The organism is Streptomyces sp. NPDC001380 (assembly GCF_042895785.1).
Lineage (GTDB): Bacteria > Actinomycetota > Actinomycetes > Streptomycetales > Streptomycetaceae > Peterkaempfera.
In genome coordinates, this window is sequence record NZ_JBIAWP010000009.1 from 125309 (window position 1) to 148328 (window position 23020).

The 23020-nt window shown below is 76.2% G+C and carries 21 protein-coding genes; 18 read left to right on the top strand and 3 right to left on the bottom strand.

Features of this window, described 5'->3' with window-relative positions; translation table 11 throughout:
- Positions 1–334 precede the first annotated feature (334 nt).
- The 11 genes from tilS (at position 335) to ACFY07_RS13680 (ending at position 11817) form a co-directional block, all read left to right on the top strand.
- Complete coding sequence (gene tilS / locus ACFY07_RS13630) at positions 335–1441, top strand: tRNA lysidine(34) synthetase TilS (RefSeq protein ID WP_390868820.1); 1107 nt, start codon at positions 335–337, stop codon at positions 1439–1441.
- A 14-nt stretch (positions 1442–1455) separates the two neighbouring features.
- A complete protein-coding gene (gene hpt / locus ACFY07_RS13635; RefSeq protein ID WP_230649539.1) occupies positions 1456–2010 on the top strand; it encodes a hypoxanthine phosphoribosyltransferase in 555 nt (184 codons plus the stop codon).
- Between the two features lie 244 nt (positions 2011–2254).
- Positions 2255–4285, top strand: a complete 2031-nt coding sequence (gene ftsH / locus ACFY07_RS13640; protein ID WP_230649403.1) for an ATP-dependent zinc metalloprotease FtsH — start codon at positions 2255–2257, stop codon at positions 4283–4285.
- 191 nt (positions 4286–4476) lie between these two features.
- Positions 4477–5082: a GTP cyclohydrolase I FolE gene (gene folE, locus ACFY07_RS13645; protein ID WP_230649405.1), complete on the top strand. Its 606-nt coding sequence runs from the start codon at positions 4477–4479 to the stop codon at positions 5080–5082.
- A 215-nt stretch (positions 5083–5297) separates the two neighbouring features.
- On the top strand, positions 5298–7142 hold the full coding sequence (locus ACFY07_RS13650) for a phosphatidylglycerol lysyltransferase domain-containing protein (RefSeq protein ID WP_390868821.1): 1845 nt from the start codon (positions 5298–5300) through the stop codon (positions 7140–7142).
- A gap of 194 nt (positions 7143–7336) precedes the next feature.
- A complete protein-coding gene (gene folP / locus ACFY07_RS13655) occupies positions 7337–8203 on the top strand; it encodes a dihydropteroate synthase (protein WP_390868822.1) in 867 nt (288 codons plus the stop codon).
- Positions 8200–8712, top strand: coding sequence for a nuclear transport factor 2 family protein (locus ACFY07_RS13660; protein ID WP_390868823.1), 513 nt, complete (start codon positions 8200–8202; stop codon positions 8710–8712). The genes folP and ACFY07_RS13660 overlap by 4 nt, the downstream gene beginning before the upstream one ends.
- Before the next feature lie 217 nt (positions 8713–8929).
- On the top strand, positions 8930–9289 hold the full coding sequence (gene folB / locus ACFY07_RS13665; protein WP_390868923.1) for a dihydroneopterin aldolase: 360 nt from the start codon (positions 8930–8932) through the stop codon (positions 9287–9289).
- A gap of 42 nt (positions 9290–9331) precedes the next feature.
- Entirely contained in the window at positions 9332–9919 is a 588-nt protein-coding gene (gene folK, locus ACFY07_RS13670) for a 2-amino-4-hydroxy-6-hydroxymethyldihydropteridine diphosphokinase (protein ID WP_230649413.1), read from the top strand.
- Between the two features lie 104 nt (positions 9920–10023).
- On the top strand, positions 10024–10515 hold the full coding sequence (locus tag ACFY07_RS13675) for a DUF3180 domain-containing protein (protein ID WP_390868824.1): 492 nt from the start codon (positions 10024–10026) through the stop codon (positions 10513–10515).
- Positions 10516–10839: 324 nt separating this feature from the next.
- Positions 10840–11817 carry a hypothetical protein gene (locus ACFY07_RS13680; RefSeq protein ID WP_390868825.1) on the top strand — a complete coding sequence of 326 codons (978 nt, stop codon included), beginning with the start codon at positions 10840–10842 and terminating at the stop codon, positions 11815–11817.
- 104 nt (positions 11818–11921) lie between these two features.
- On the opposite strand, the gene ACFY07_RS13685 is transcribed toward ACFY07_RS13680, so the two are convergent.
- On the bottom strand, positions 11922–13091 hold the full coding sequence (locus tag ACFY07_RS13685; RefSeq protein ID WP_230649418.1) for an NADH-quinone oxidoreductase subunit D: 1170 nt from the start codon (positions 13089–13091) through the stop codon (positions 11922–11924).
- Positions 13079–14134: an SAM-dependent methyltransferase gene (locus ACFY07_RS13690; protein ID WP_390868826.1), complete on the bottom strand. Its 1056-nt coding sequence runs from the start codon at positions 14132–14134 to the stop codon at positions 13079–13081. Before ACFY07_RS13690 ends, ACFY07_RS13685 begins: the two co-directional genes overlap by 13 nt.
- A 216-nt stretch (positions 14135–14350) precedes the next feature.
- Between ACFY07_RS13690 and ACFY07_RS13695 the strand changes: the two genes are divergently transcribed.
- Together ACFY07_RS13695 and ACFY07_RS13700 are read left to right on the top strand one after the other, a co-directional pair.
- Positions 14351–15562, top strand: a complete 1212-nt coding sequence (locus ACFY07_RS13695) for a sensor histidine kinase (RefSeq protein WP_390868827.1) — start codon at positions 14351–14353, stop codon at positions 15560–15562.
- A 111-nt stretch (positions 15563–15673) separates the two neighbouring features.
- Complete coding sequence (locus ACFY07_RS13700) at positions 15674–16378, top strand: response regulator (protein ID WP_390868828.1); 705 nt, start codon at positions 15674–15676, stop codon at positions 16376–16378.
- A 103-nt stretch (positions 16379–16481) separates the two neighbouring features.
- Here the strand turns inward: ACFY07_RS13700 and ACFY07_RS13705 are convergent, their stop codons facing one another.
- On the bottom strand, positions 16482–17675 hold the full coding sequence (locus tag ACFY07_RS13705; RefSeq protein WP_390868829.1) for a threonine aldolase family protein: 1194 nt from the start codon (positions 17673–17675) through the stop codon (positions 16482–16484).
- Between the two features lie 166 nt (positions 17676–17841).
- Between ACFY07_RS13705 and ACFY07_RS13710 the strand changes: the two genes are divergently transcribed.
- The 5 genes from ACFY07_RS13710 to nadC are packed head-to-tail and all read left to right on the top strand — an operon-like array spanning position 17842 to position 22899.
- Entirely contained in the window at positions 17842–18813 is a 972-nt protein-coding gene (locus ACFY07_RS13710) for a Rossmann-like and DUF2520 domain-containing protein (RefSeq protein ID WP_390868830.1), read from the top strand.
- Positions 18810–19700 carry a pantoate--beta-alanine ligase gene (gene panC / locus ACFY07_RS13715; protein ID WP_390868831.1) on the top strand — a complete coding sequence of 297 codons (891 nt, stop codon included), beginning with the start codon at positions 18810–18812 and terminating at the stop codon, positions 19698–19700. Before ACFY07_RS13710 ends, panC begins: the two co-directional genes overlap by 4 nt.
- Before the next feature lie 38 nt (positions 19701–19738).
- A complete protein-coding gene (gene panD, locus ACFY07_RS13720) occupies positions 19739–20227 on the top strand; it encodes an aspartate 1-decarboxylase (RefSeq protein ID WP_390868832.1) in 489 nt (162 codons plus the stop codon).
- 12 nt (positions 20228–20239) lie between these two features.
- Positions 20240–21925: an L-aspartate oxidase gene (locus ACFY07_RS13725; RefSeq protein WP_390868833.1), complete on the top strand. Its 1686-nt coding sequence runs from the start codon at positions 20240–20242 to the stop codon at positions 21923–21925.
- Positions 21922–22899 (top strand): carboxylating nicotinate-nucleotide diphosphorylase, encoded by a 978-nt coding sequence (gene nadC / locus ACFY07_RS13730; protein WP_390868834.1) that lies wholly within the window; start codon positions 21922–21924, stop codon positions 22897–22899. The genes ACFY07_RS13725 and nadC overlap by 4 nt, the downstream gene beginning before the upstream one ends.
- The last annotated feature ends 121 nt before the right edge of the window (positions 22900–23020 follow it).

Consider the following 23020-nt stretch of genomic DNA (forward strand, 5'->3'; position numbering starts at 1 on the left):
CCTCGCCGGGCGCGCCCTGCCCGGACGTGACGGGAAGGGACCGCAGGGGCCCGCCCGGGTGAACGGTTCTGCCCGGCGGACCGTTTCTCCATTCACCCGTCCGTGGGACCGTTGTCGTACCGGTGGCGCGGGCGCCCCGGCGGACGCTGCACTTCTGCGACGATCTGTGTCAGGCGGGGCATACCCGGCACCACCCCCCGACGCCCCGACGCCCCCGCGCCGGCGTACCGGGAGCGCCGTGGCCCGGCCCGCCGCAGCCGCCCGTGGAACGGCACGCCCCTCCGGCCCCGCCGGCCCGGGCGCGGCCCGACCCGTCCCGAAGGAGGAGCCCGCCGTGGGTCCGCACCCCGCCGTCGCAGCGATACGCCTGGCAGTCCGCCGCACCCTCGCCGACCTCGCCCGCCACGCGGTGCCCGGCGGCGCCTTCGCCGCCCCGCCCCCCACCCCGCCGCGCCAGGTCTCCGCCGACCCCACCCGGCTGCCCCGGGCCCAGGCCCCCGCCGGCGCCCCCCTCGTCCTCGTCGCCTGCAGCGGCGGCGCCGACTCCATGGCCCTCGCCGTCGCCACCGCCTTCGAGGCCCCCAAGCTCGGCCTGCGCGCCGGCGCCGTCACCGTCGACCACGGCCTCCAGCCCGGCTCCGCCGACCGCGCCCGCGACCTCGCCGACCGGCTGCGCGCCCTCGGCCTGGACCCCGTCGAGACCGCCGCCGTGGGCGTCGGCCGCCACGGAGGCCCCGAGAACGCCGCCCGCACCGCCCGCTACGCCGCCCTGGACGAGGCCGCCGCCCGCCACGGCGCGGTCGCCGTGCTGCTGGGCCACACCCGCGACGACCAGGCGGAGACCGTGCTGCTCGGCCTCGCCCGCGGCTCCGGCGCGCGCTCCCTCGCCGGCATGCCCGCCGCGACCGGCCGCTACCGCCGCCCGCTGCTGGAGGTCGACCGCTCCGCCACCCGCCAGGCCTGCGCCGCCCAGGGCGTCCCCGTCTGGGACGACCCCCACAACACCGACCCCGCCTTCACCCGCTCCCGCGTGCGCCACGAGGTGCTGCCGGTCCTGGAGAAGCACCTCGGCGGCGGCGTCGTCCAGGCCCTCGCCCGCACCGCCCGCCTCTTCCGCGACGACGCCGACGCCCTCGACGCCTGGGCCGACCTGGCGGAGCGCGAGGTCCGGGAGGCGTGCACCGCCGACGGCGGCCCCGACGGGGGCCTCGACACCGGCCGGCTCGCCGCCCTGCCGCCCGCCGTGCGGCGCCGGGTGCTGCGCCGCGCGGCCGTCCGGGCGGGCAGCCCGCCCGGCGACCTCTTCGCCCGGCACGTGGAGGCGGTCGAGCAGCTGGTCACCGGATGGCGGGGCCAGGGCCCGCTCCACCTGCCCGGGGGCGTCGAGGTGCGCCGCAGGTGTGGCAGTCTGTTCTTCCGGACGCAGACCCCGAACGCTTGAGGAAGTACCGCGCGGTGGACGACAAGGACATGGGCACCGATCTCGCCAAGGTGCTGATCACCAAGGACGAGATCGACGCCAAGCTCGCCGAGCTTGCCGGCCGGATCGACCAGGACTACGCGGGCCGGGACCTGCTGATCGTGGGCGTCCTCAAGGGCGCCGTGATGGTGATGGCCGACCTGGCCCGCGCCCTGCACACGCCCGTCACCATGGACTGGATGGCGGTGTCGTCGTACGGCATGGGCACCAAGTCCTCCGGCGTGGTGCGGATCCTCAAGGACCTCGACACCGACATCGCCGGCCGCGACGTCCTCATCGTCGAGGACATCATCGACTCCGGCCTCACCCTCTCCTGGCTGATCGGCAACCTGGGCTCGCGCGGCCCGGCCTCCCTGGAGGTCTGCACCCTGCTGCGCAAGCCCGACGCCGCCAAGGTGGAGATCGACGTCAAGTACGTCGGCTTCGACATCCCCAACGAGTTCGTGGTCGGCTACGGCCTGGACTACGCGGAGAAGTACCGCAACCTGCCGTTCGTCGGCACCCTCGCGCCGCACGTGTACGGCGGCTGAGGGGCGGGGATCCGCACGAGCGGGGAGCGGCGCGGGAACAGAGCGCCGTTCCCCGCCGTTTGAACTTCCAGCGGTCGGCATTCGTCCCCGAGGTGGGCGGCTGCGGTACCGTCCAATAAACCGCTCTTCGTACCGGGGGGCGGTGACCGCAAGGTCGAAGCACTCACCGGAAAGCGCCGGCGGGCCACAGACCGGCCGGCGCCCTCGAATGGCAGGAGGGACGGGGCGGCGACGCCCCGCATGGATGGACGTCAAACGATACTTCCGTGCGCCGATCATGTGGATCGTGCTGGCCGTCCTCGCCGTCATCGTGCTGATGCAGGTCGTCACCTCGTCGAACGGCTACAAGACGGCGAACACCGGCGACGTGGTCGCGGCCATCGACGCCGGCAAGGTACAGCAGGCGCAGCTCACCACCGGTGACGAGAACACCGTCAAGATCCAGCTCAAGCCGGGCGAGAAGATCGACGGCAACGACAAGGTCAAGGCGTCGTACATCGGCAACCAGGGCGTCGCGATCGCCGACAAGCTGCAGGCCGCCCAGGAGGCCAAGAAGCTGCCCGACGGCTACACCGTCTCCCCGACGAAGCAGAACGCCTTCCTCAGCATCGTCTTCTCGATGCTGCCGATCGTCTTCATCGTCATCGTCTTCCTGTTCCTGATGAACCAGATGCAGGGCGGCGGCTCCCGGGTGATGAACTTCGGGAAGTCCAAGGCCAAGCTGATCACCAAGGACACGCCCAAGACCACGTTCTCCGACGTGGCCGGGGCCGACGAGGCGGTGGAGGAGCTCCACGAGATCAAGGAGTTCCTGCAGGAGCCCGCCAAGTTCCAGGCCGTCGGGGCCAAGATCCCCAAGGGCGTCCTGCTCTACGGCCCCCCCGGAACCGGCAAGACCCTGCTGGCCCGCGCCGTGGCCGGCGAGGCCGGTGTGCCGTTCTACTCCATCTCCGGCTCGGACTTCGTCGAGATGTTCGTCGGTGTCGGCGCCTCCCGGGTGCGCGACCTCTTCGAGCAGGCCAAGGCGAACGCCCCCGCCATCGTCTTCGTCGACGAGATCGACGCGGTCGGCCGCCACCGCGGCGCCGGCCTCGGCGGCGGCCACGACGAGCGCGAGCAGACCCTCAACCAGCTGCTCGTCGAGATGGACGGCTTCGACGTCAAGGGCGGCGTCATCCTCATCGCCGCCACCAACCGCCCCGACATCCTCGACCCCGCGCTGCTGCGCCCGGGCCGCTTCGACCGGCAGATCGCCGTCGAGCGCCCCGACCTGCAGGGCCGCCTGGAGATCCTCAAGGTCCACCAGAAGGGCAAGCCGATCGCGCCGGACGTCGACCTCATGGCCGTCGCCCGCCGCACCCCCGGCTTCACCGGTGCCGACCTCTCCAACGTCCTCAACGAGGCGGCGCTCCTCACCGCCCGCTCCGACAAGAAGCTGGTGGACAACACCACGCTGGACGAGGCGATCGACCGCGTCGTGGCCGGCCCGCAGAAGCGGACCCGGATCATGAGCGACAAGGAGAAGAAGATCACCGCGTACCACGAGGGCGGACACGCCCTGGTCGCGGCGGCGTCCCCGAACAGCGACCCGGTGCACAAGATCACCATCCTGTCGCGCGGCCGGGCCCTGGGCTACACCATGGTCCTGCCGGACGAGGACAAGTACTCCACCACGCGCAACGAGATGCTCGACCAGCTCGCCTACATGCTGGGCGGCCGGGCCGCCGAGGAGCTCGTCTTCCACGACCCGACCACCGGCGCGGCCAACGACATCGAGAAGGCCACCGCCACCGCGCGGGCCATGGTCACCCAGTACGGCATGACCGAGCGGCTCGGCGCCATCAAGTTCGGCTCGGACAACTCCGAGCCGTTCCTCGGCCGCGAGATGGCGCACCAGCGCGACTACTCCGAGGAGGTCGCCGCGCTGGTCGACGAGGAGGTCAAGAAGCTCATCGAGACCGCGCACAACGAGGCGTGGGAGATCCTGGTCGAGAACCGCGACGTCCTCGACAACCTCGTTCTGGCCCTCCTGGAGAAGGAGACGCTGAACAAGGAGCAGATCGCCGAGATCTTCAAGCCCATCGTCAAGCGCCCGCCGCGCCCGGCCTGGACCGGCTCCACCCGGCGCACCCCGTCCACCCGGCCGCCGGTGCAGTCCCCCAAGGAGCTGGCCCTCACCAACGGCAGTCAGACCGCGACCCCCACGGTCACGGACACCGCCCCGGTGGACACGGTCAAGCTCCCGCCGCTGGAGGAGCCCCCCTCCGCCGGCTGAGCCGCCGGGCCCCGGCCGCCGGACCGCCCGCCGGCCGGGCCCGCACCCGGAATGACCTGCCGCACCCCCGGCGCTCTACGCTGGGGGTGCGGCATTCCTGCTGCTCGCACCGCGTTCCGTGCACCCCGCCGTGAACCGGTCCCCCGTGTACCGATCCGCCGTGAACCGCCCCGAAACGAAGCGAGGACCGCATGACCGACCCGGTGACTCTCGACGCCGCCACCGCCGTCGGGACGTTCGACCAGAAGCGGGCCGAGAACGCGATCCGCGAGCTGCTGCTCGCGGTCGGCGAGGACCCGGACAGGGAGGGCCTGCGGGAGACCCCGGCCCGGGTCGCGCGCGCCTACCGGGAGATCTTCGCGGGGTTGTGGCAGGAGCCGGAGGACGTGCTCACCACCACCTTCGACCTGGGCCACGACGAGATGGTGCTGGTCAAGGACATCGAGGTGTACTCCACCTGCGAGCACCACCTGGTCCCCTTCCACGGTGTCGCCCACGTGGGGTACATCCCGTCGGCGAGCGGGAAGATCACCGGACTCTCCAAGCTGGCCCGCCTGGTGGACGTCTACGCCCGCCGCCCGCAGGTCCAGGAGCGGCTCACGACCCAGGTGGCCGACGCCCTGATGCGCATACTGGAGCCGCGCGGCGTCATCGTGGTCTTCGAGTGCGAGCACATGTGCATGTCGATGCGCGGCATCCGCAAGCCCGGCGCCAAGACGACCACCTCCGCGGTCCGCGGCCAGCTCCGCGACCCCGCCACCCGCGCCGAGGCGATGAGCCTCATCATGGCCCGCTGACCCCTGCGGCCCCGCTCCCGCCCCCGCCCCCGCTCCCGCCCCCGCCCCCGCACCCCGGTGCGGGCTCCCCCCTTCGGGGGAACCGGTGCGGGGGCGGCCGCGTCCCAGGACACGGACGGCGGGTACGTACAAAGGGGGAGTGGTCATGGGGAATCATCGCGTCTCATGCTTCAGGTCTACGGAGCGTTCCGCTTTCACGCCTACGCTGAAGAACCATGAGCGATCCCGTGCCCACTGAGCCGTCCCCCCGGCAGGACCGGCGCTTCGGCCTGCAGACGCTGCGCCACCAGGCCGCCGCCGCACCGCAGGCGTGGGTGCCCACCGCCGTCGGGTACGCCACGCTGGTCATCGGTCTGCTGGACATCGCCGGCGCCGTCTTCCCCCGGTTCCGCCGCTCCCGGATGCACGAGCTCGCCGGGATGCTGCCCGGCGGGGTCACCACCCTGGCCACCGCCGGCTCACTGATGATCGGCATCCTGCTGGTGCTCCTGGCCCACGCCCTGCGCCGCCGCAAGCGGCGCGCCTGGCGGGCGGTGGTCGTGCTGCTGCCGGTCAGCGCCGCCCTCCACCTGCTGCGGTGGCACGCCGCCGCGCCGGCCGCGGTCTCGCTGATCCTCTTCGTGGTGATGCTGGCGCACCGCCGCGAGTTCTACGCCCGGGCCGACCCGCGCACGCGGTGGCGCGCCCTGTGGAACCTCCTCGGCATGGGCACGGTCAGCTTCCTGCTCGGCCTGCTCATCGTGAGCGTCCACCCGCGCAGCGAGATCGGGAATCCCGGCCTCGGCGAGCGGATCCAGCACGTCGTCTACGGCCTCTTCGGCTTCGAGGGCCCGATCCGCTACACCTACGAGCGCACCTCCGACCTGGTCGGCTACTCGCTGGCGGCGCTCGGCCTGCTCACCGCGCTCACCACCGCCTACCTGGCGCTGCGCCCGTCCGAGCCGGTGGCGGCGCTCACCGTCGAGGACGAGCGGAAGGTCCGGGCCCTGCTGGACCGGCACGGCGACCGCGACTCGCTGGGCTACTTCGCGCTGCGCCGCGACAAGAGCGTGCTCTTCTCGCCCACCGGCAAGGCGGCGATCTCCTACCGGGTGGTCTCCGGCGTGATGCTGGCCTCCGGCGACCCCGTCGGCGACGTCGAGGCGTGGCCCGGCGCCATCAAGGTCTTCATGGCCGAGGCCCGCGCCCACGCCTGGGTGCCCGCGGTGATGGGGTGCAGCGAGGTCGGCGGCGAGGTGTGGACCCGGGAGGCCGGCTTGGACGCGCTGGAGCTCGGCGACGAGGCCATCGTGCACACCGACGCCTTCTCCCTCTCCGGCCGGGCCATGCGCAACGTCCGGCAGATGGTCAAGCGCATCGAGCGCAACGGATATTCCTGCAAGGTGCGGCGGGTGGCGGAGCTGGAGCCGGAGGAGCGGGAGCGGATCACGCTCGCCGCGGCCCGCTGGCGCGGCACCGACACCGAGCGCGGCTTCTCCATGGCGCTCGGCCGCTTCGGCGACCCCACCGACGACGACTGCCTGGTGGTGACCGCGCACCGGGAGGCCGGTCCGGAGGAGCCGGCCGGGGACCCGGCGCTGGGCGACCTCAAGGCCGTGCTGCACTTCGTGCCGTGGGGCCGCGACGGCATCTCGCTGGAGCTGATGCGCCGTGACCGGGCCGCGGACCCGGGCCTCAACGAGCTGCTGATCGTGGCCGCGCTCCAGGCCGCCCCGGGCCTCGGCATCCGGCGGGTGTCGCTGAACTTCGCGATGTTCCGCTCGGCCCTGGCGCGCGGCGAGCGGCTCGGCGCGGGGCCGGTGCTGCGCGCCTGGCGGGGGCTGCTGGTCTTCCTGTCCCGCTGGTTCCAGATCGAGTCGCTGTACAAGTTCAACGCCAAGTTCCAGCCGGAGTGGGAGCCGCGGTTCCTGGTCTACCCGGCCGCCCGCGACCTGCCGCGGATCGGCCTGGCCGCGATGCAGGCGGAGGCCTTCATCACCCTCGGCATGCCCCGCCTCGGCCGCCGCGGGCTGGGGCAGGGCGGTCCCTCGGAGCCGAAGCGCGCGCAGCTGGCGGCCTGACCGCCGACGCCCCGCGGCCCGGACGGCAGCGCCGTCCGGGCCGCGGCGTGTCCGGGGCCCGGCGTGTCCGGGCCGCGGCGTCTCCCGCCGCGCACGGGCCCGGTCCCGGACGCCCCGCCGCGCCCGGTGCCGGGCGCGGCGGCCGTCCCCGCCCTGCCCGGCGCACGGCGGTCCGCACCGCCGATAATGGGCCCATGAGCACCCCCACCGCCTCGGCGCTTCCCGGCCTCCCCCCGCTGGACCGCTGCGCCGTGATGGGCGTCGTCAACGTCACCCCCGACTCGTTCTCCGACGGCGGCCGGTGGCTCGACCCCTCCGCCGCGGTCGCCCACGGCCTCGACCTGGTCGCGCAGGGCGCCGACCTGGTGGACGTGGGCGGCGAGTCCACCCGCCCGGGCGCGGTCCGCGTGCCCGAGGAGGAGGAGCTGCGCCGGGTGGTCCCGGTGGTGCGGGAACTGGCCGCGGCCGGCGCCGTCGTCAGCGTCGACACCATGCGGGCGTCCGTCGCGGAGCGTGCGGTGGCGGCCGGCGCGGCCGTCGTCAACGACGTCTCCGGCGGCCTGGCCGACCCGGACATGGCCCGGGTCGCGGCGGAGACCGGCGTGCCCTTCGTGGTGATGCACTGGCGCGGGCACTCGGCGGACATGAACAGCCTCGCGGTCTACGACGACGTCGTCACCGACGTGGTGAAGGAGCTGCAGCAGCGGATGGAGACGGTGGTCGCCGCGGGCGTCCGGCCCGAGCAGGTGATCCTCGACCCCGGGCTCGGCTTCGCCAAGCAGGCCGCGCACGACTGGGCCCTGCTGGGCGCCCTCGACTCCCTGGTCTCGCTCGGCCGGCCCGTCCTGGTGGCCGCGTCCCGCAAGCGCTTCCTGGGCGCGCTGCTGGCCGACCCGGCCACCGGCGAGCCGCGCCCGGCCCGGCAGCGGGACGACGCGACCGCGGCGGTCTCGGCGCTCTCCGCCCAGGCGGGCGCCTGGGCGGTGCGGGTGCACGACGTGCGGGCCACCGCCGACGCCGTCCGGGTCGTCGCCGCCTGGCAGCGGGCGGCCGCCGAATGACGCCGCCCGGGGGGACGGGCGGCGGCGCGGCCGGCGACGGCGGCGCCGCGGACCGTGCGGCGGCGGACCGTGCGGCGGTCCTCACGGCCAACGCCGCGCTCTACGAGGCGCTGGAGCGGGGCGACGCGGACGCCCTCACCGACGTCTGGCTCTCGGCGGCGGACGCCGACGACGCCGGGGGAGTGGTGTGCGTGCACCCCGGGTGGCCGGTGCTGCGCGGGCGGGCGCGGGTGCTGCGCTCGTACATGCTGCTGATGGCGGACACCGACTACATCCAGTTCATCCTCACCGACGTGGAGGCGCAGGTCGCCGGGGATGTGGCGCTCGTCACCTGCACCGAGAACATCCTCTCCGGGGGCGGGGCGGAGGAGGAGGGCGGGCTGGGGCCGCTGGTCGGCGGCAAGGTCGTCACGACGAACGTCTTCCGCCGCACCGCCGACGGCTGGCGTCTCTGGTCGCACCACGGTTCCCCCGTCCTGACCAGCACCGATGCCGAGGACGAGGGCTGACGCCCGCCGCCCGGCGGCGCGCCCGGGGGAATGCGGGACCCTGCACCGGATGTTCACCCGGCCGGGCCGGGTTCCCGGCTTGGGGGCCGCGGTGCGCGGGTAGGACGGTTCCGCCCCCCGGTCGGCGGCCTCCCGGGACCGTCCGAGGTCGGAGGTAGATTCGGTACCGGCGGGCAACGGGGCCCGCCGGTGTTCTGTCTCTGGAGTGATTCGATTGCTGGACCGTGTCGCACTGCGCGGCCTGCGTGCCCGGGGCCGTCACGGCGTCTTCGCGCGGGAGCGCGAGGAGGGCCAGACGTTCGTCGTCGACGTGGTGCTCCACCTGGACACCCGTCCGGCCGCGGGGGCCGACGACCTGACCCGCACGGCGCACTACGGGATCGTCGCCGAGGAGGTCACCGCCATCGTCTCCGGCGACCCGGTGGACCTCATCGAGACCCTGGCCCAGCGCATCGCCGACCAGTGCCTGAAGCACGACCCGGTACAGGAGGTGGAGGTGACCGTGCACAAGCCGGACGCCCCGATCACCGTGCCGTTCGACGACGTGACCATCACCATCCACCGGAGCCGCGGATGACGCGCCGCGGCACCCGGCTCCGGGACGAAGCGAGGTAACCGGATGAGCAGCGACCCGACGACGTCGCCGGTGCCGCTCGGCGTCGAGCACACCGTCGACTCCGCGGACAGCACCCTGCACAACCCCCGGCCGGCGGTGATCGCCCTCGGCAGCAACCTGGGCAACCGCCTGGAGAACCTGCAGGGCGCGGTGGACGCGCTGGAGGACACCCCGGGCGTCCGGGTGAAGGCCGTCTCGGCGGTCTACGAGACCGACCCGGTGGGCGGCCCCGCCGGCCAGCCGGGCTACCTCAACGCCGTGGCCCTGCTGCGCACCACCCTGGACCCCCGCTCCCTGCTGGAGCGGGCCGGCGCGGTGGAGGACGCCTTCAGCCGCACCCGCGAGGTCCGCTGGGGCCCCCGCACCCTGGACGTCGACATCGTCGCCTACGACGGCGTGGTCTCCGAGGACCCGGCGCTCACCCTGCCGCACCCGCGGGCGCACGAGCGCGGCTTCGTCCTCGCGCCGTGGCACGACGCCGACCCCGGCGCCGAGCTGCCCGGCCGCGGCCGGGTCGAGGACCTGCTGGCGCAGGCCGGCACCGACGGCGTGCGGCGCCGCGACGACCTGCAGCTCAGGCTCCCCGAGTAGGACGGCGCCGCAGCGCCGCGGGGAACGGGCGGCGGGGGCCGCGCGTTCCCGCCCAGTACGGTAAGCAGTGCCCGCCGCCCGCTCCCAGGAAGGACGCCTTCCGCGTGAAGCCGCTTCGCCCAGCCCTGCTGGCCGGTATCGCCGTGGTCTCCGGAGTGCTCTCCTGGGCGGGCGCCAAGCTCTGGGACTCCCTCGGGGAGCTGCCCGGGGTGCCCGCCGCCGCGCCGGTGGTGCTGGCGGTGGTCGCGGTCGTGCTGCTCGCCACGGCGATCTCGATCCGCGCCCGGCTGCGGGCACAGCGCGACCGCGAGCCCGACGCCCGGGGCGTGGACCCGCTGAGCGCGGCCCGCGCGGTGGTGCTGGGCCAGGCCAGCGCCCTGGTCGCGGCCCTGGCGGTGGGGGTGTACGGGGGGACGGGCGTCTTCCTGCTGTCCCTGCTGGACCAGCCGGCCCGCAGGACCCAGGCGGTGACGGCGGGCCTCGCCGTGCTGGCGGGTGTCGCCGTGGTCGTCGCCGCGCTCTGGCTGCAGCAGATCTGCCGCCTCCCCGACGACAACGACAACGACGACGACCCCGCGGCCCCGGCCGTCCGCTGACGCCCGCCCCGCGGCGGCCCGCGGGCCCGCCGGTGCGCGGTGCCCTGCGGGCCTGCCCGTCCGCGCCGTCCCGGCCCCGCGCGGACGAGCGGGCGCCACCTCCACAACGACGACGTCACCGGCGGCCGTCCCGGCCCGCGCGGACGGCCGGGCCCTCCCACCCGTCCCCACCCCGCCGATCGGCGGGGGCGCGGTCCCGGCAGGGGCGGCATTCCCCCTGCGAAGGGTCACGTGTCGACCACTCTGCGTCACCGATTGTTCCCGTCCCGACACGATCCGCTCCGGCGGCTGACATGGCCCGGAGGGGCGCGCTAGTTTTTGGCCATGCCACGCGGACGCCACCGTCAATCGTCGACCATCAGCAGGCTCCTCCCCCCGCTCTCCACCGGGGCGGTCACCAGTGCCGCCGGTGCGGTCGTGCTGCTGAGCGACGACGCGGCGCTGCTCCGGCTGGTCGGCGCCGCCGCCGTGGCCGCCGCCCTCGCGGGCGCGGTGCTGCTGCGCCGCCGCGACCGGGCCGGGGAGCAGGCGCTGGACGCCGCCTCCATCGCGCGGCAGCGTGCGGAGGAGCGCCACGAGGAGCAGGTCGCCGAGCTGGAGTACGCGGTGGAGGTCGCCGAGGAGCGGGTCTCCCGCCTCGGCCGGCGCCTGGCCGTGGAGAAGTCCCGGCTGGCGCGGTCCGAGACGGAGAACGCCCGGCTGCTGCGCGAGCGCGCCGTGCTCGCCGCCGAACAGGCCGTCAGGGACGCCGAGGCGTCCCGCCGCCGCGCCGCCGACCTGCGGCCCGGCCGCCACCCCGTGACGCCGACCGCGTACGTCCGGGCCGCGGCCGTGCTGCGCACCCTGGAGCGCCGCGCCGCGGTGGCGCAGGCCCAGCGGGTCGCCGCCCAGGTGAACGCCGAGAGCGCCCGCCGCCGCGCCGCCGCCGAGGGCCGCACCGCCCCCGCGCTGCCGCCGGCCCGCTCCGAGCACGCGCACACCCCGACCGGACCCGCCGCCGCGGTCATGCCCGCCACCAGGCAGCGGCCCCGCCCGGTGGTCGCCCGTACCGAGGGCTTCAGCTTCTTCGACCGCACCGCGCAGAGGGCGGCCGCGGGCGCCGCGGAGGCGGCCGCCGCGGGTGACCTCACCGACGTCGTGGGCGACGAGGCCGTCGCCGAGCAGGCCCGCTATGCGGACGCGGACGCCGCACCGGCCGGGCCGGCCGCCGGGAGCACGGCGGAGGACCCCGCGGTGGTGGACCTCACGCCCCACGACGCGACCGAGCACATGGACGTGCGGGCGCTGCGCGCCGTCCAGTAGTCCGCCGCCCGGGAGCGGCCGCCGGGGTCCGCGGCCCGTCCGCGGGCCCCGCCGTGCCCGGCCGCCCGCGGGCCGTCGGCGGGACCCCGCGGGCCGCCCGCCGGCTACTTGTCGATGTCGCCCACCACGAAGAACATCGACCCCAGGATCGCCACCATGTCGGCCACCAGCGTGCCCGGCAGCAACTCGGTCAGCGCCTGGATGTTGTTGTACGAGGCGGAGCGCAGCTTGAGCCGCCACGGCGTCTTGTCGCCGCGTGAGACGAGGTAGTAGCCGTTGACGCCCAGCGGGTTCTCGGTCCAGGCGTAGGTGTGGCCCTCGGGCGCCTTGAGGACCTTGGGCAGCCGCAGGTTGACCGGGCCCGGCGCCAGGCCGGCGATCCGGTCCAGGCAGGCGTCGGCCAGGTCGAGGGAGACGTGGGTCTGCTCCAGCAGGCACTCGAAGCGCGCCAGGCAGTCGCCCTCCTCCCGGACGGCCACCCGCAGCACGTCGCCCAGCTCCCCGTAGGCCAGGTACGGCTCGTCGCGCCGCAGGTCGAAGTCGACGCCCGAGGCCCGGGCGATGGGCCCGCTCACCCCGTACGCGTGGACCAGCTCCGGGGCCAGCACGCCGACGCCCGCGGTGCGGCCGCGGAAGATCTCGTTGCCCAGCACCAGGTCGTCGATCCGGCCCATCTGGGCGCGCACCTGGGCGACCGCCGCCCGGACGCGGCCGGTCCAGCCGGCCGGCAGGTCCTCCTTGAGGCCGCCGACCCGGTTGAACATGTAGTGCATCCGGCCGCCGGAGGCCTCCTCCAGCACGTGCTGGAGCGTCTCGCGGCCCTCGAAGGCGTAGAAGACGGGGGTGATGCCGCCCAGCTCCAGCGGGTACGACCCGAGGAACATCAGGTGGTTGAGCACCCGGTTGAGCTCGGCCAGCAGTGTCCGCAGCCACACCGCCCGCTCCGGGACCTCCATGCCGAGCATCCGCTCCACCGCGAGGACGACGCCCAGTTCGTTGGAGAACGCCGACAGCCAGTCGTGGCGGTTGGCGAGCATGACGATCTGGCGGTAGTCGCGGGCCTCGAAGAGCTTCTCCGCGCCCCGGTGCATGTAGCCGACCACCGGCTCGGCGGAGACGATCCGCTCGCCGTCCAGCACCAGCTTCAGCCGCAGCACGCCGTGGGTGGACGGGTGCTGCGGACCGATGTTGAGCACCATGTCGCTGGTGCCGAGCTCGGTGACGTTCTCCGCACCGGAGCCGATGCCGACCGTGGTCTCCCTCATGGGCGGCAAGTCTGCCACTCCCGGGCCCCCCGCAGGCCGCCCGGTACCGGCATGCGGACCGTCTGCACCAGCCAGCCGAAGCCGCCCAGCCCCGCCGGGTCGGTCAGCTCCGCGCCCTCCCCGGCGGCGGACAGCGCCCGCAGGTAGGCCGCCGGGTCGGTGGAGGCCAGGGCGAGCGGGGGGCGGGCCCCGCCGACGCCGAGCGCCCGGAGCGCCTCGCGCTGCGTCGTCCACAGGCTGTGGACGGCCCCGGCCGCCTCCCCGGCCGCGGCGCAGGCGTCCAGCGCCACGTGCGCGGTCACGTCGCAGGAGCCGTCGGGCACCGGGCGCACCTCCCGCCCGTCGCGGAAGCCCGCGAGGGTGCCGAAGGGCGGCCGGTCCGCCGCGCCGTGGGCGTAGTCCGCCGCCACCGCGGCACCGCGCTCCAGGGACGCCACCGCCGCGGCCCACGCGGCGTCGCGGGGGGCGCCGAGCTCGACCCGGGCGCCGGGGACGGCCGCCTCCGGGACGGCCGCGTCCGGCCACCACCGCGCCGCCCAGGCGGCGTCCGCCGCGGAGAGCGGCCCGCCGGGCCGCTCCTCCCCGGTGGCGGGGTCGACCAGGACGTACCGCAGCACCCCGTCGCCGTCGGCCTCGGCGACGTCGACGGGCACGTTGTCCAGCCATTCGTTGGCGAACAGCAGCCCCGAGACCCCCTGCGGCGGCTCCGCCGACCAGGCGACCTCCGCGGGCAGCCCGGCGGGCCGCTCGGCGACCTCCACCGCGTGGAGCCGCAGCCGGGCCGCGAGCGCCGGGTCGCCGCGCCGCACGGCCGCCAGCACCCCGCACAGCAGCTCGCCGCGGCCGGCCCCGACGTCCACCAGGTCGAGCCGCGCGGGCCGTCCCAGCTCCCGGTCCACCTCGCCGAGCAGCCGGGCCACGGCGTCCGCGAAGAGCGGCGAGGCGTGCACCGAGGTGCGGAAGTGCCCGGCCGGGCCCTCCGGCCGCCGGTAGAAGCCGCCCTCGCCGTACAGCGCCCGCTGCGCGGCCTCCCGCCAACCCGTCCACGTCATGACCGGGACGCTACCCGGCGGCGCCCGCACCGCGGCGGTCCGCCCGCCCCCTGCCCTCCCGCACCTCCCGTACTGCCCGCACCATCCGCACCGCCCGCACCGCCGGAGCCCCCCGCCGTCCCCGACCCGGCCTGCCCTCTCTCCGACCTGGGGAGTACGGCGGATCGGCCTGGCGGTGGACCGGGGGCACCCCGCCGACTGCCTAGGCTGGAGAGCGTGCAGCACCTCTACGCGTGGCTCCGCAGGCGCCCCACGGTGGCCGACACCGGGTGGGCGCTGCTGGTGCTGGGCCTGGGCGTGCTGTCCGAGGCCTCCGCCCCCGAGCACCGCTACTCCACGGCCTCCTTCCTCGTGGTCGCCCCGGTGCTCGCCGGACTGATGGCCGTGCGCCGCCGGTTCCCGGACGCGGCCCTGGCCGGCGGCCTCGCCGTCGGCCTGCTCCAGGTGGCCGCGGGGTGGCAGCCCAACCCCACCGACACCGCCCTGCTGGTCCTCGCCTACACGGCCGCCGCGTTCGGCTCCCGCTGGGCCTCGCGGACCGCGATGGCGGCCGGCCTGGCCGCGGGGCCCCTCACGCTGTGGCGGTTCGGCGGCGTCGGCGACCCCGGCCTGAACCAGCCCGGCCAGGTCGTGCTGGTCAGCGTGCTGCTCTCGGTGCCCTTCGTGCTCTGCTGGGCGCTGGGCCGCCTCACCCGCGTCCGCCGCGCCTACTACGCGGAGCTGGAGGACCGCGCCGCCCGCCTGGAGCGCGAGCGCGACGCCCGCGCCAAGGTGGCCGTCGCCGCCGAGCGCGCCCGCATCGCCCGCGAACTGCACGACGTGGTGGCGCACAACGTGTCGGTGATGGTGGTCCAGGCGGACGGCGCCGCCTACGTCATGGACGCCTCACCCGGACAGGCCAGGGAGGCGCTGGCCACCATCGCCTCGACCGGGCGCCAGGCGCTGGACGAGATGCGCAGGCTGCTCGGGGTGCTGCGCTCGGCCGACCCCGGCGAGGGCGAGTACGTGCCGCAGCCCGGGGTGGAGCAGCTCCCCGACCTGCTGGAGCAGGTCCGCGGCGCCGGCCTGCCCGTCGACTTCGCGCTGGAGGGCAGCCCGTGCCCGCTGCCGCGCGGGGTGGAGCTCACCGCGTACCGGATCGTGCAGGAGGCGCTCACCAACGTCCGCAAGCACGGCGGGCCCGACGCCCGCGCCGAGGTCCGCATCCGCTTCGCCGACGGCACCGTGGACGTGCGGGTCGAGGACGACGGCCGCGGCGCGGTCGCCGAGCTGTACGAGCAGGGCGGCGCCGACGGGCAGGGCCACGGGCTGATCGGCATGCGGGAGCGGGTCGGCATGGTCGGCGGCAGCCTGGACGCCGGGCCGCGGCCGGGCGGGGGCTTCCGCATCCGCGCCGTCCTGCCGCTCCGGGCGGCGACCACGGCCTGAGCACCGCCCCGGACGACCCCGCCCGCACCCGCCCGCCGCGAACCGCCCGGCCCGAACCGCCCCGCCCGCCCGGAACCGTCCCCGCCGGCCACCACCGAGGAGAACCGCCCCATGACCATCCGCGTGATGCTCGTCGACGACCAGGAGCTGCTGCGCACGGGATTCCGCATGGTGCTCCAGTCGCAGGTTGACATCGAGGTCGCCGCGGAGGCCGGCGACGGCGCCCGCGCCCTGGAGGTGCTGGCCGGCCGTCCGGCGGCGGAGCCCCCGGTCGACGTGATCCTGATGGACGTGCGGATGCCCCGGACCGACGGCGTGGAGGCCACCCGCCGCATCTGCCTCGCCCCCGACGGCACGCCGCGCCCGGACGCGCCGAAGGTGCTGATCCTGACCACGTTCGACCTGGACGAGTACGCCTTCGCCGCGCTGAAGGCCGGGGCCAGCGGGTTCCTGCTGAAGGACGTGCCGCCCGCCGAGCTGGTGGCCGCGATCCGCGCCGTCCACGCGGGCGACGCCGTGGTGGCGCCGACCACCACCCGCCGCATGATCGACCGCTTCGCCGACGTGCTGCCCGGCCCGCACCGCGCCGCGGGGCCCCCCGCCGTGGCCCGGCTGACCGAGCGGGAGCGGGAGGTCTTCCTGCTGGTCGCGCAGGGGCTGTCGAACGGGGAGATCGCCGCGCGGCTGGTGCTGTCCGAGGCGACCGTGAAGACCCACGTCGGCCGCATCCTGGCCAAACTGGGCCTGCGCGACCGCGTGCAGGCCGTGGTGCTGGCCTACGAGACCGGGCTGGTCCGGGCCGGCGGCGCGGCCTGACCGGACGCCCCGCCCGCCCCGGTCACGCCCGCAGCGCCCGCACCCGCACCCGCACCGTCCGCCCCCGCCCCGGTCACGCCCGTGCCGCCCGCCTCCGCCCCGGTCACGCCCGCGCCAGCCGCTCCAGCAGTCCCGCCGCGGACTCCGCGACCTCCTCCGCCGACCACTCCAGCGCGGAGGCCGCCACCGTCACCTCGGTCACCGACAGCCCCGGGACCGGCCCCTCCCGCCACCCGCCGAACAGCGCCCGCCCGGTCTCCTCCGCCAGCAGCAGCCCGGCCTCCTCCAGCATCCCGGCCGGGTACGGCAGCCACAGCCGGAACTGGTGGGTGTGCGGCGGGTCCGGGTGCACGACCGCCCCCGGCACCCCGGCGAAGGCGCCGCCCAGCGCCGCCGCCACCACCCGTGCGTGCGCCGCGTACTCCGGCAGCCGGGGCAGCTCCCGCTCCAGTCCGAGCAGCGCGGAGAGCACCGTCGGCCACTGCTGGAACAGCTGCCCGCCGTACCGGTGCCGCCACGCCCGGCACTGCGCGCCGACCTCCGCCGGGCAGGCGACGGCCGCCCCGGACAGTCCGCCCAGCGACTTGTAGAACGACACGTACACCGAGTCCGCGAGCCCCGCGATCTCCGGCAGCGTCCGCCCGAAGTGCGCCGTCGTCTCCCACAGCCGGGCGCCGTCGACGTGGACCACCGCCTCGCGCCCGCGCCCCGCGTCCACCGCCGCGCACAGCTCGTCCCACGTGGGCAGGACGAACCCGGCGTCGCGCAGCGGCAGCTCCAGCATGAGCGTCCCGAAGGGCTCGTCCAGGCCCTGCACCTCCGCCGCCGTGGGCAGCCGCGGCGCGGTGGTCGGGTGGACGCTCCGCAGCCCGCTCAGCACCGCGTACGCGTCCCGCTCGTGCACCTCCGGGTGGGCGAGCGGGTGCATGGCGACGGTGCGGCTGCCGGTGCGCTCCGCCCAGCAGCGCAGCACCGCCTGCTGGGCCATGGTGCCGGTGGGGAAGAAGACGGCGTCCTCGAAGCCCAGCAGCTCCGCGGTGCGCCGCTCCAGCCGGTCCACCGGACCGTCGCCGTACACGTCCGGCGGCCCGTCCAGCCCCCAGTCCCCGCCGCCGGTGTCGGGCCGGTCCGCCAGCGCGGCCAGCTCCGCCAGCCGCTCCCGCACGGTCCGCGGCCGTCCCTGCGAGAGCACCCGGTCGCAGCCGCGCAGCGCCGCCGTCCGCCTCTCCCGCTCCCGGGCCCTGCCGGTCCCGCCGTCCCCGCCGGTGTCGCCGTCCCTGCCGGTGTCGCCGTCCATGCGGGGCATCATCCCCCACCGGTCCCGGCCGTGTCGCGCCCGTTCCGGACCGCACCCCGCCCGGCGCCGGGAGGGGAGGTGGGCGCCCGGGCGGTACTTCCGTACGATGGCGGGGTACGTCCGGTACCCGAAGAGGACTGGAACGGATGAAGGTCGATTCAGAGCCGTGAACCCACCCGACGAGGGGGCGAGCCCGGCGGGGCTGCCCGACTTCGAGTTCGGCGACCCCTCCGACCCCGGCAACCGGCCCGCCCGCCTGGCCGTCGGCGTCGTCGGCACCGGGCGCGTCGGCCCGGCGCTCGGCGCCGCGCTGCAGCTGGCCGGCCACCGGGTCGTCGCCGCCTCCGGCGTCTCCGCCGCGTCCCGGCGCCGCGCCGAGACCCTGCTGACCGGGGTCCGCCTGGTGACGCCGCCGCAGGTCATGGCGGCGGCCGACCTGGTGCTGCTCACCGTCCCCGACGACGCGCTGGCCGACCTGGCCGCGGGCCTCGCGGCCACCGGCGCGGTGCGGCCCGGCCAGCTCCTGGTGCACACCTCCGGCGCCCACGGCACCGCCGTGCTGGAGCCCGCCGTGCGGGCCGGGGCGCTGCCCCTGGCCCTGCACCCGGCGATGACCTTCACCGGCACCGCCGTCGACGTCGCCCGGCTGGCCGGCTGCCCGTTCGGGGTGACCGCCCCGGAGGAGCTGCGGCCGGTCGCGGAGGCGCTGGTGGTGGAGATGGGCGGCGAGCCCGAGTGGGTGCCGGAGGACGTCCGGCCGCTCTACCACACGGCGCTCGCCCACGGCGCGAACCACCTGGTCACCCTGGTCGCCCAGGCGAAGGAGCTGCTGGCCGCCGCCGGTGTCGCCGAGCCCGGCCGGATGCTGGGCCCGCTCCTGGGAGCGGCCCTGGACAACGCGCTGCGCGGTGGCGACGCCGCGCTCACCGGACCGGTCGCCCGCGGCGACGCGGGCACCGTGCGGCGCCACCTGGAGCAGCTGCGCCGGGTCTCGCCGCAGGTGGCGGAGGCGTACCGGGCGATGGCGCGGGCCACCGCCGACCGCGCGCTGGCCGCGGGGATGCTCAAGGCGGACGCGGCGGAGGCGCTGCTCGACGTGCTGGCCGACGGGCCCGGCGGAGAAGGGGAGCAGCGATGATGTCCCGGATCGGCGGGGACCCCGCCGCGGCACTGGTCCCCGACCGCGACGCGCTGGAGCACCTGCTCTCCCGCGCGGCCGCCCCCGGCCGCACGGCCGTGGTGATGACCATGGGCGCCCTCCACGAGGGCCACGCGACGCTGGTGCGGGCCGCCCGCGAGCGGGTGGGGCGCGAGGGGTTCGTCGTCGTCACCGTCTTCGTCAACCCGCTCCAGTTCGGGGCGGGCGAGGACCTCGACCGCTACCCGCGCACCCTGGAGGCCGACCTGCGGCTCGCCGGGGACGCGGGCGCCGACGCGGTCTTCGCGCCCTCGGCCGAGGAGGTCTACCCGGGCGGCGCGCCGCAGGTGCGGGTCGCCGCCGGGCCGATGGGGGACCGGTACGAGGGCGCCTCGCGGCCGGGCCACTTCGACGGCGTCTGCACCGTCGTCGCCAAGCTGCTCCACCTCACCCGGCCCGACGTCGCGTTCTTCGGGGAGAAGGACGCCCAGCAGCTCGCCGTCGTCCGCCGCATGGCGACCGACCTGAACTTCCCCGTCGAGATCGTCGGCGTCCCCACCGTCCGCGAGCCCGACGGCCTCGCCCTCTCCAGCCGCAACCGCTACCTCTCCCCGGAGGAGCGGACCAGCGCGCTGGCCCTCTCCCGCGCCCTGCACGCCGGCCGCGACGCCGCCGCGCGGGGGCCGCGGTCCGTGCGGGAGGCGGCCGCGGCCGTCCTCGCGCAGGCCGCCTCGGCCTCGCCGCCGGTCGACCTCGACTACCTGGCGCTCATCGACCCCGCCGGCTTCACCGAGGCGGGGGACGGCCACACCGGGGAGGCCGTCCTCGCGGTCGCCGCCCGGGTCGGCACCACCCGGCTGATCGACAACGTCCGCATCGCGCTCTGAGCCACTCCGGCATGCACTCACCACAGGAGGCGTGACCCATGCTCCGCACCATGCTCAAGTCCAAGATCCACCGTGCCACCGTCACCCAGGCCGACCTGCACTACGTCGGCTCGGTCACCGTGGACCAGGACCTGCTGGACGCCGCCGACCTCCTCCCCGGCGAGCTGGTCCACATCGTCGACATCGACAACGGCGCCCGCCTGGAGACCTACACCATCGCCGGCCCGCGCGGCAGCGGCGTGATCGGGATCAACGGCGCCGCCGCCCGGCTGGTCCACCCCGGCGACCTGGTGATCCTCATCGCCTACGGGCAGATGGAGGACGCCGAGGCCCGCGCGTACGTGCCGAAGGTCGTCTTCGTCGACGCGGACAACCGCATCACCGGCCTCGGCGGCGACCCCGCGGAGGCCCTCCCCGGCACGGACACCGTGCGGGGGGACGCCGTCCGCGTCCCGGCCCCCGCAGCCCCGTCCGGGCGCGGGGCGTACGGTGACGGGGAGCACGGCGCGGCCCCGGCCGCCCACTGACACGGAGCCACCATGCCCCCCACCCACAGACTGACCGCCCCCGCCCCCGGCTGGACCGCCGCCACCGACGTGGTCGTGGTCGGCTCCGGCGTCGCCGGCCTGACGGCCGCCCTGCGCGCCCGCGCCGCCGTCGGGCGGGTGATGGTGGTGACCAAGGCGATGCTCGACGACGGCTCCACCCGCTGGGCCCAGGGCGGCATCGCCGCCGCGCTGGGCGAGGGCGACACCCCCGCGCAGCACCTGGAGGACACCCTGGTCGCGGGCGCGGGCCTGTGCGACGAGGAGGCGGTCCGGGTCCTGGTCACCGAGGGCCCCGACGCCGTCCGCCGCCTCATCGCGACCGGCGCCTCCTTCGACACCACGGACGCCGGCGAGATCCTGCTGACCCGGGAGGGCGGCCACCACCGCCGCCGGATCGCCCACGCGGGCGGCGACGCCACCGGCGCCGAGATATCGCGCGCCCTGGTCGCCGCCGTCCGCGCGGACCCCGGCATCGAGGTCGTCGAGCACGCCCTCGTGCTGGACCTGCTCACCGACGCCTCCGGCCACGCCGCCGGGATCACCCTGCACGTCATGGGGGAGGGGCAGCGCGACGGCGTGGGAGCCGTCCACGCCCGCGCCGTGGTGCTGGCCACCGGCGGCATGGGCCAGGTCTTCTCCGCCACCACCAACCCGGCGGTCTCCACCGGCGACGGCGTCGCGCTCGCGCTGCGCGCCGGGGCCGAGGTCGCCGACCTGGAGTTCGTGCAGTTCCACCCCACCGTGCTCTGGCTGGGCCCGGACGCCGAGGGCCAGCAGCCGCTGGTCTCCGAGGCCGTGCGCGGCGAGGGCGCCCACCTGGTGGACGCCGACGGCGTCCGCTTCATGGTGGGGCAGCACGAGCTGGCCGAGCTGGCGCCCCGCGACATCGTCGCCAAGGGCATCATGCGGCGGATGCAGGAGACCGGCGCGCCCCACATGTTCCTCGACGGGCGGCACTTCGGCGCGGAGATGTGGGAGCAGCGGTTCCCGACCATCCTGGCGTCCTGCCGGTCGCACGGCATCGACCCGGTGACCGGGCTGGTCCCGGTGGCCCCCGCCGCGCACTACGCCTCCGGCGGCGTCCGCACCGACCTGCGCGGCCGCACCACGGTGCCCGGCCTGTACGCCTGCGGCGAGGTCGCCTGCACCGGCGTGCACGGCGCCAACCGGCTGGCCTCCAACTCGCTGCTGGAGGGCCTGGTCTTCGCCGAGCGGATCGCCGCCGACCTCGCGGCCCGGCACGCCGCGGGCGACCTGCCGGAGCGCGCCCCCGCCGCCGGCGCCGCCCGCACGGTTCCGCTGCCGCCGCCCGAGGCCCGTGCCGAGGTGCAGCGCCTGATGACGGCCGGGGCGGGCGTGCTGCGCTCCGCCGCGTCCATGCGCGCCACCGCCGACGGCCTGGCGGCGCTCGCCGCCGAGGCCCGCGGGCAGCTCGCCGAGGGGAAGTCCGCGGACCCGCGCGTGGAGACCTGGGAGGCCGCCAACCTCCACCTGGTCGCCACCGCGCTCGTGGGCGCCGCCGCCCTCCGCGAGGAGACGCGGGGCTGCCACTGGCGCGAGGACTTCCCCGACCGCGACGACGCCCGCTGGCGCCGCCACCTCACCACCACCCTGCCGGCCGGCGCCGACGCCCCCGTCACCGCCGACAGCCCCGTCACCGCCCCCGAGGAGCAGTGAGCACCGTGTCCCACGACCACCCCTTCGAAGAGCTCCCCCTGGCGGGCGGCTGCGGCGACGGCTGCGCCTGCGGCGACGGCGAGGCGTACGAGAGCGGCCTGGACCCGGCCCTCGCCGAGCTGCTGGCCGGGGCCGGCCTGGACCCGGTCGAGGTGGAGGACATCGCCACCCTGGCGCTGGCCGAGGACCTGGCCGGGGGCGAGGACGTGACCTCCGCCGCCACCGTGCCCGCCGAGGCCGAGGCCACCGCCGACTTCACCGCCCGCGCCGCCGGCACCGTCGCCGGCCTGCGGATCGCCGAGGCCGTGGTCTCGCTGGTCTGCGAGGACGAGTTCGAGGTCGAGCGGCACGTGGAGGACGGCGACCGGGTCGAGGCCGGCCAGGTGCTGCTCTCCGTCCGCGGCCGCACCCGCGACCTGCTCACCGCCGAGCGCACCGCGCTCAACCTGCTCTGCCACCTCTCCGGCATCGCCACCGCCACCCGCGCGTGGGCCGACGCCCTGGAGGGCACCGGCGCGGCCGTCCGCGACACCCGCAAGACCACCCCGGGCCTGCGCTCCCTGGAGAAGTACGCGGTGCGCTGCGGCGGCGGCCTCAACCACCGGATGGGCCTCTCCGACGCCGCCCTGGTCAAGGACAACCACGTGGTGGCGGCCGGCGGCGTCGCGGAGGCGTTCCGCGCGGTCCGCGCGGCCTACCCCGACCTGCCGGTGGAGGTCGAGGTGGACACCCTCGACCAGATCCCGCCGGTGCTGGAGGCCGGCGCCGACCTGGTCCTGCTGGACAACTTCACCGTGCCGCAGTTGAAGGAGGCCGTCGCGCTGGTGGCCGGCCGCGCCCGGCTGGAGGCGTCCGGCGGGCTGACCCTGGCCGCCGCCCGCGCGGTGGGGGAGACCGGCGTGGACTACCTCGCCGTCGGCGCCCTCACCCACTCCGCCCCGGTCCTGGACATCGGCCTGGACCTGCGCGCCTGACCGTCCGCCCCGCCCGGCGGCCCGCCGGGCGGGGCGCCCCCGCACGTCCCGCACGTCCCGCACGTCCCGCGCGCCGCCGTGTCCGACACGCCCCACGTCCCACGGACCCGCCACGTCCCAC

Coding starts and splice junctions, on each gene's coding strand:
- ACFY07_RS13650 (WP_390868821.1), top strand. CDS start 5,298: ATGAGCGATCCCGTGCCCACTGAGCCGTCCCCCCGGCAGGACCGGCGC.
- ftsH (WP_230649403.1), top strand. CDS start 2,255: ATGGACGTCAAACGATACTTCCGTGCGCCGATCATGTGGATCGTGCTG.
- ACFY07_RS13705 (WP_390868829.1), bottom strand. CDS start 17,675: ATGGACGGCGACACCGGCAGGGACGGCGACACCGGCGGGGACGGCGGG.
- folP (WP_390868822.1), top strand. CDS start 7,337: ATGAGCACCCCCACCGCCTCGGCGCTTCCCGGCCTCCCCCCGCTGGAC.
- panC (WP_390868831.1), top strand. CDS start 18,810: ATGATGTCCCGGATCGGCGGGGACCCCGCCGCGGCACTGGTCCCCGAC.
- panD (WP_390868832.1), top strand. CDS start 19,739: ATGCTCCGCACCATGCTCAAGTCCAAGATCCACCGTGCCACCGTCACC.
- ACFY07_RS13660 (WP_390868823.1), top strand. CDS start 8,200: ATGACGCCGCCCGGGGGGACGGGCGGCGGCGCGGCCGGCGACGGCGGC.
- folK (WP_230649413.1), top strand. CDS start 9,332: ATGAGCAGCGACCCGACGACGTCGCCGGTGCCGCTCGGCGTCGAGCAC.
- folE (WP_230649405.1), top strand. CDS start 4,477: ATGACCGACCCGGTGACTCTCGACGCCGCCACCGCCGTCGGGACGTTC.
- ACFY07_RS13700 (WP_390868828.1), top strand. CDS start 15,674: ATGACCATCCGCGTGATGCTCGTCGACGACCAGGAGCTGCTGCGCACG.
- ACFY07_RS13690 (WP_390868826.1), bottom strand. CDS start 14,134: ATGACGTGGACGGGTTGGCGGGAGGCCGCGCAGCGGGCGCTGTACGGC.
- ACFY07_RS13725 (WP_390868833.1), top strand. CDS start 20,240: ATGCCCCCCACCCACAGACTGACCGCCCCCGCCCCCGGCTGGACCGCC.
- ACFY07_RS13680 (WP_390868825.1), top strand. CDS start 10,840: ATGCCACGCGGACGCCACCGTCAATCGTCGACCATCAGCAGGCTCCTC.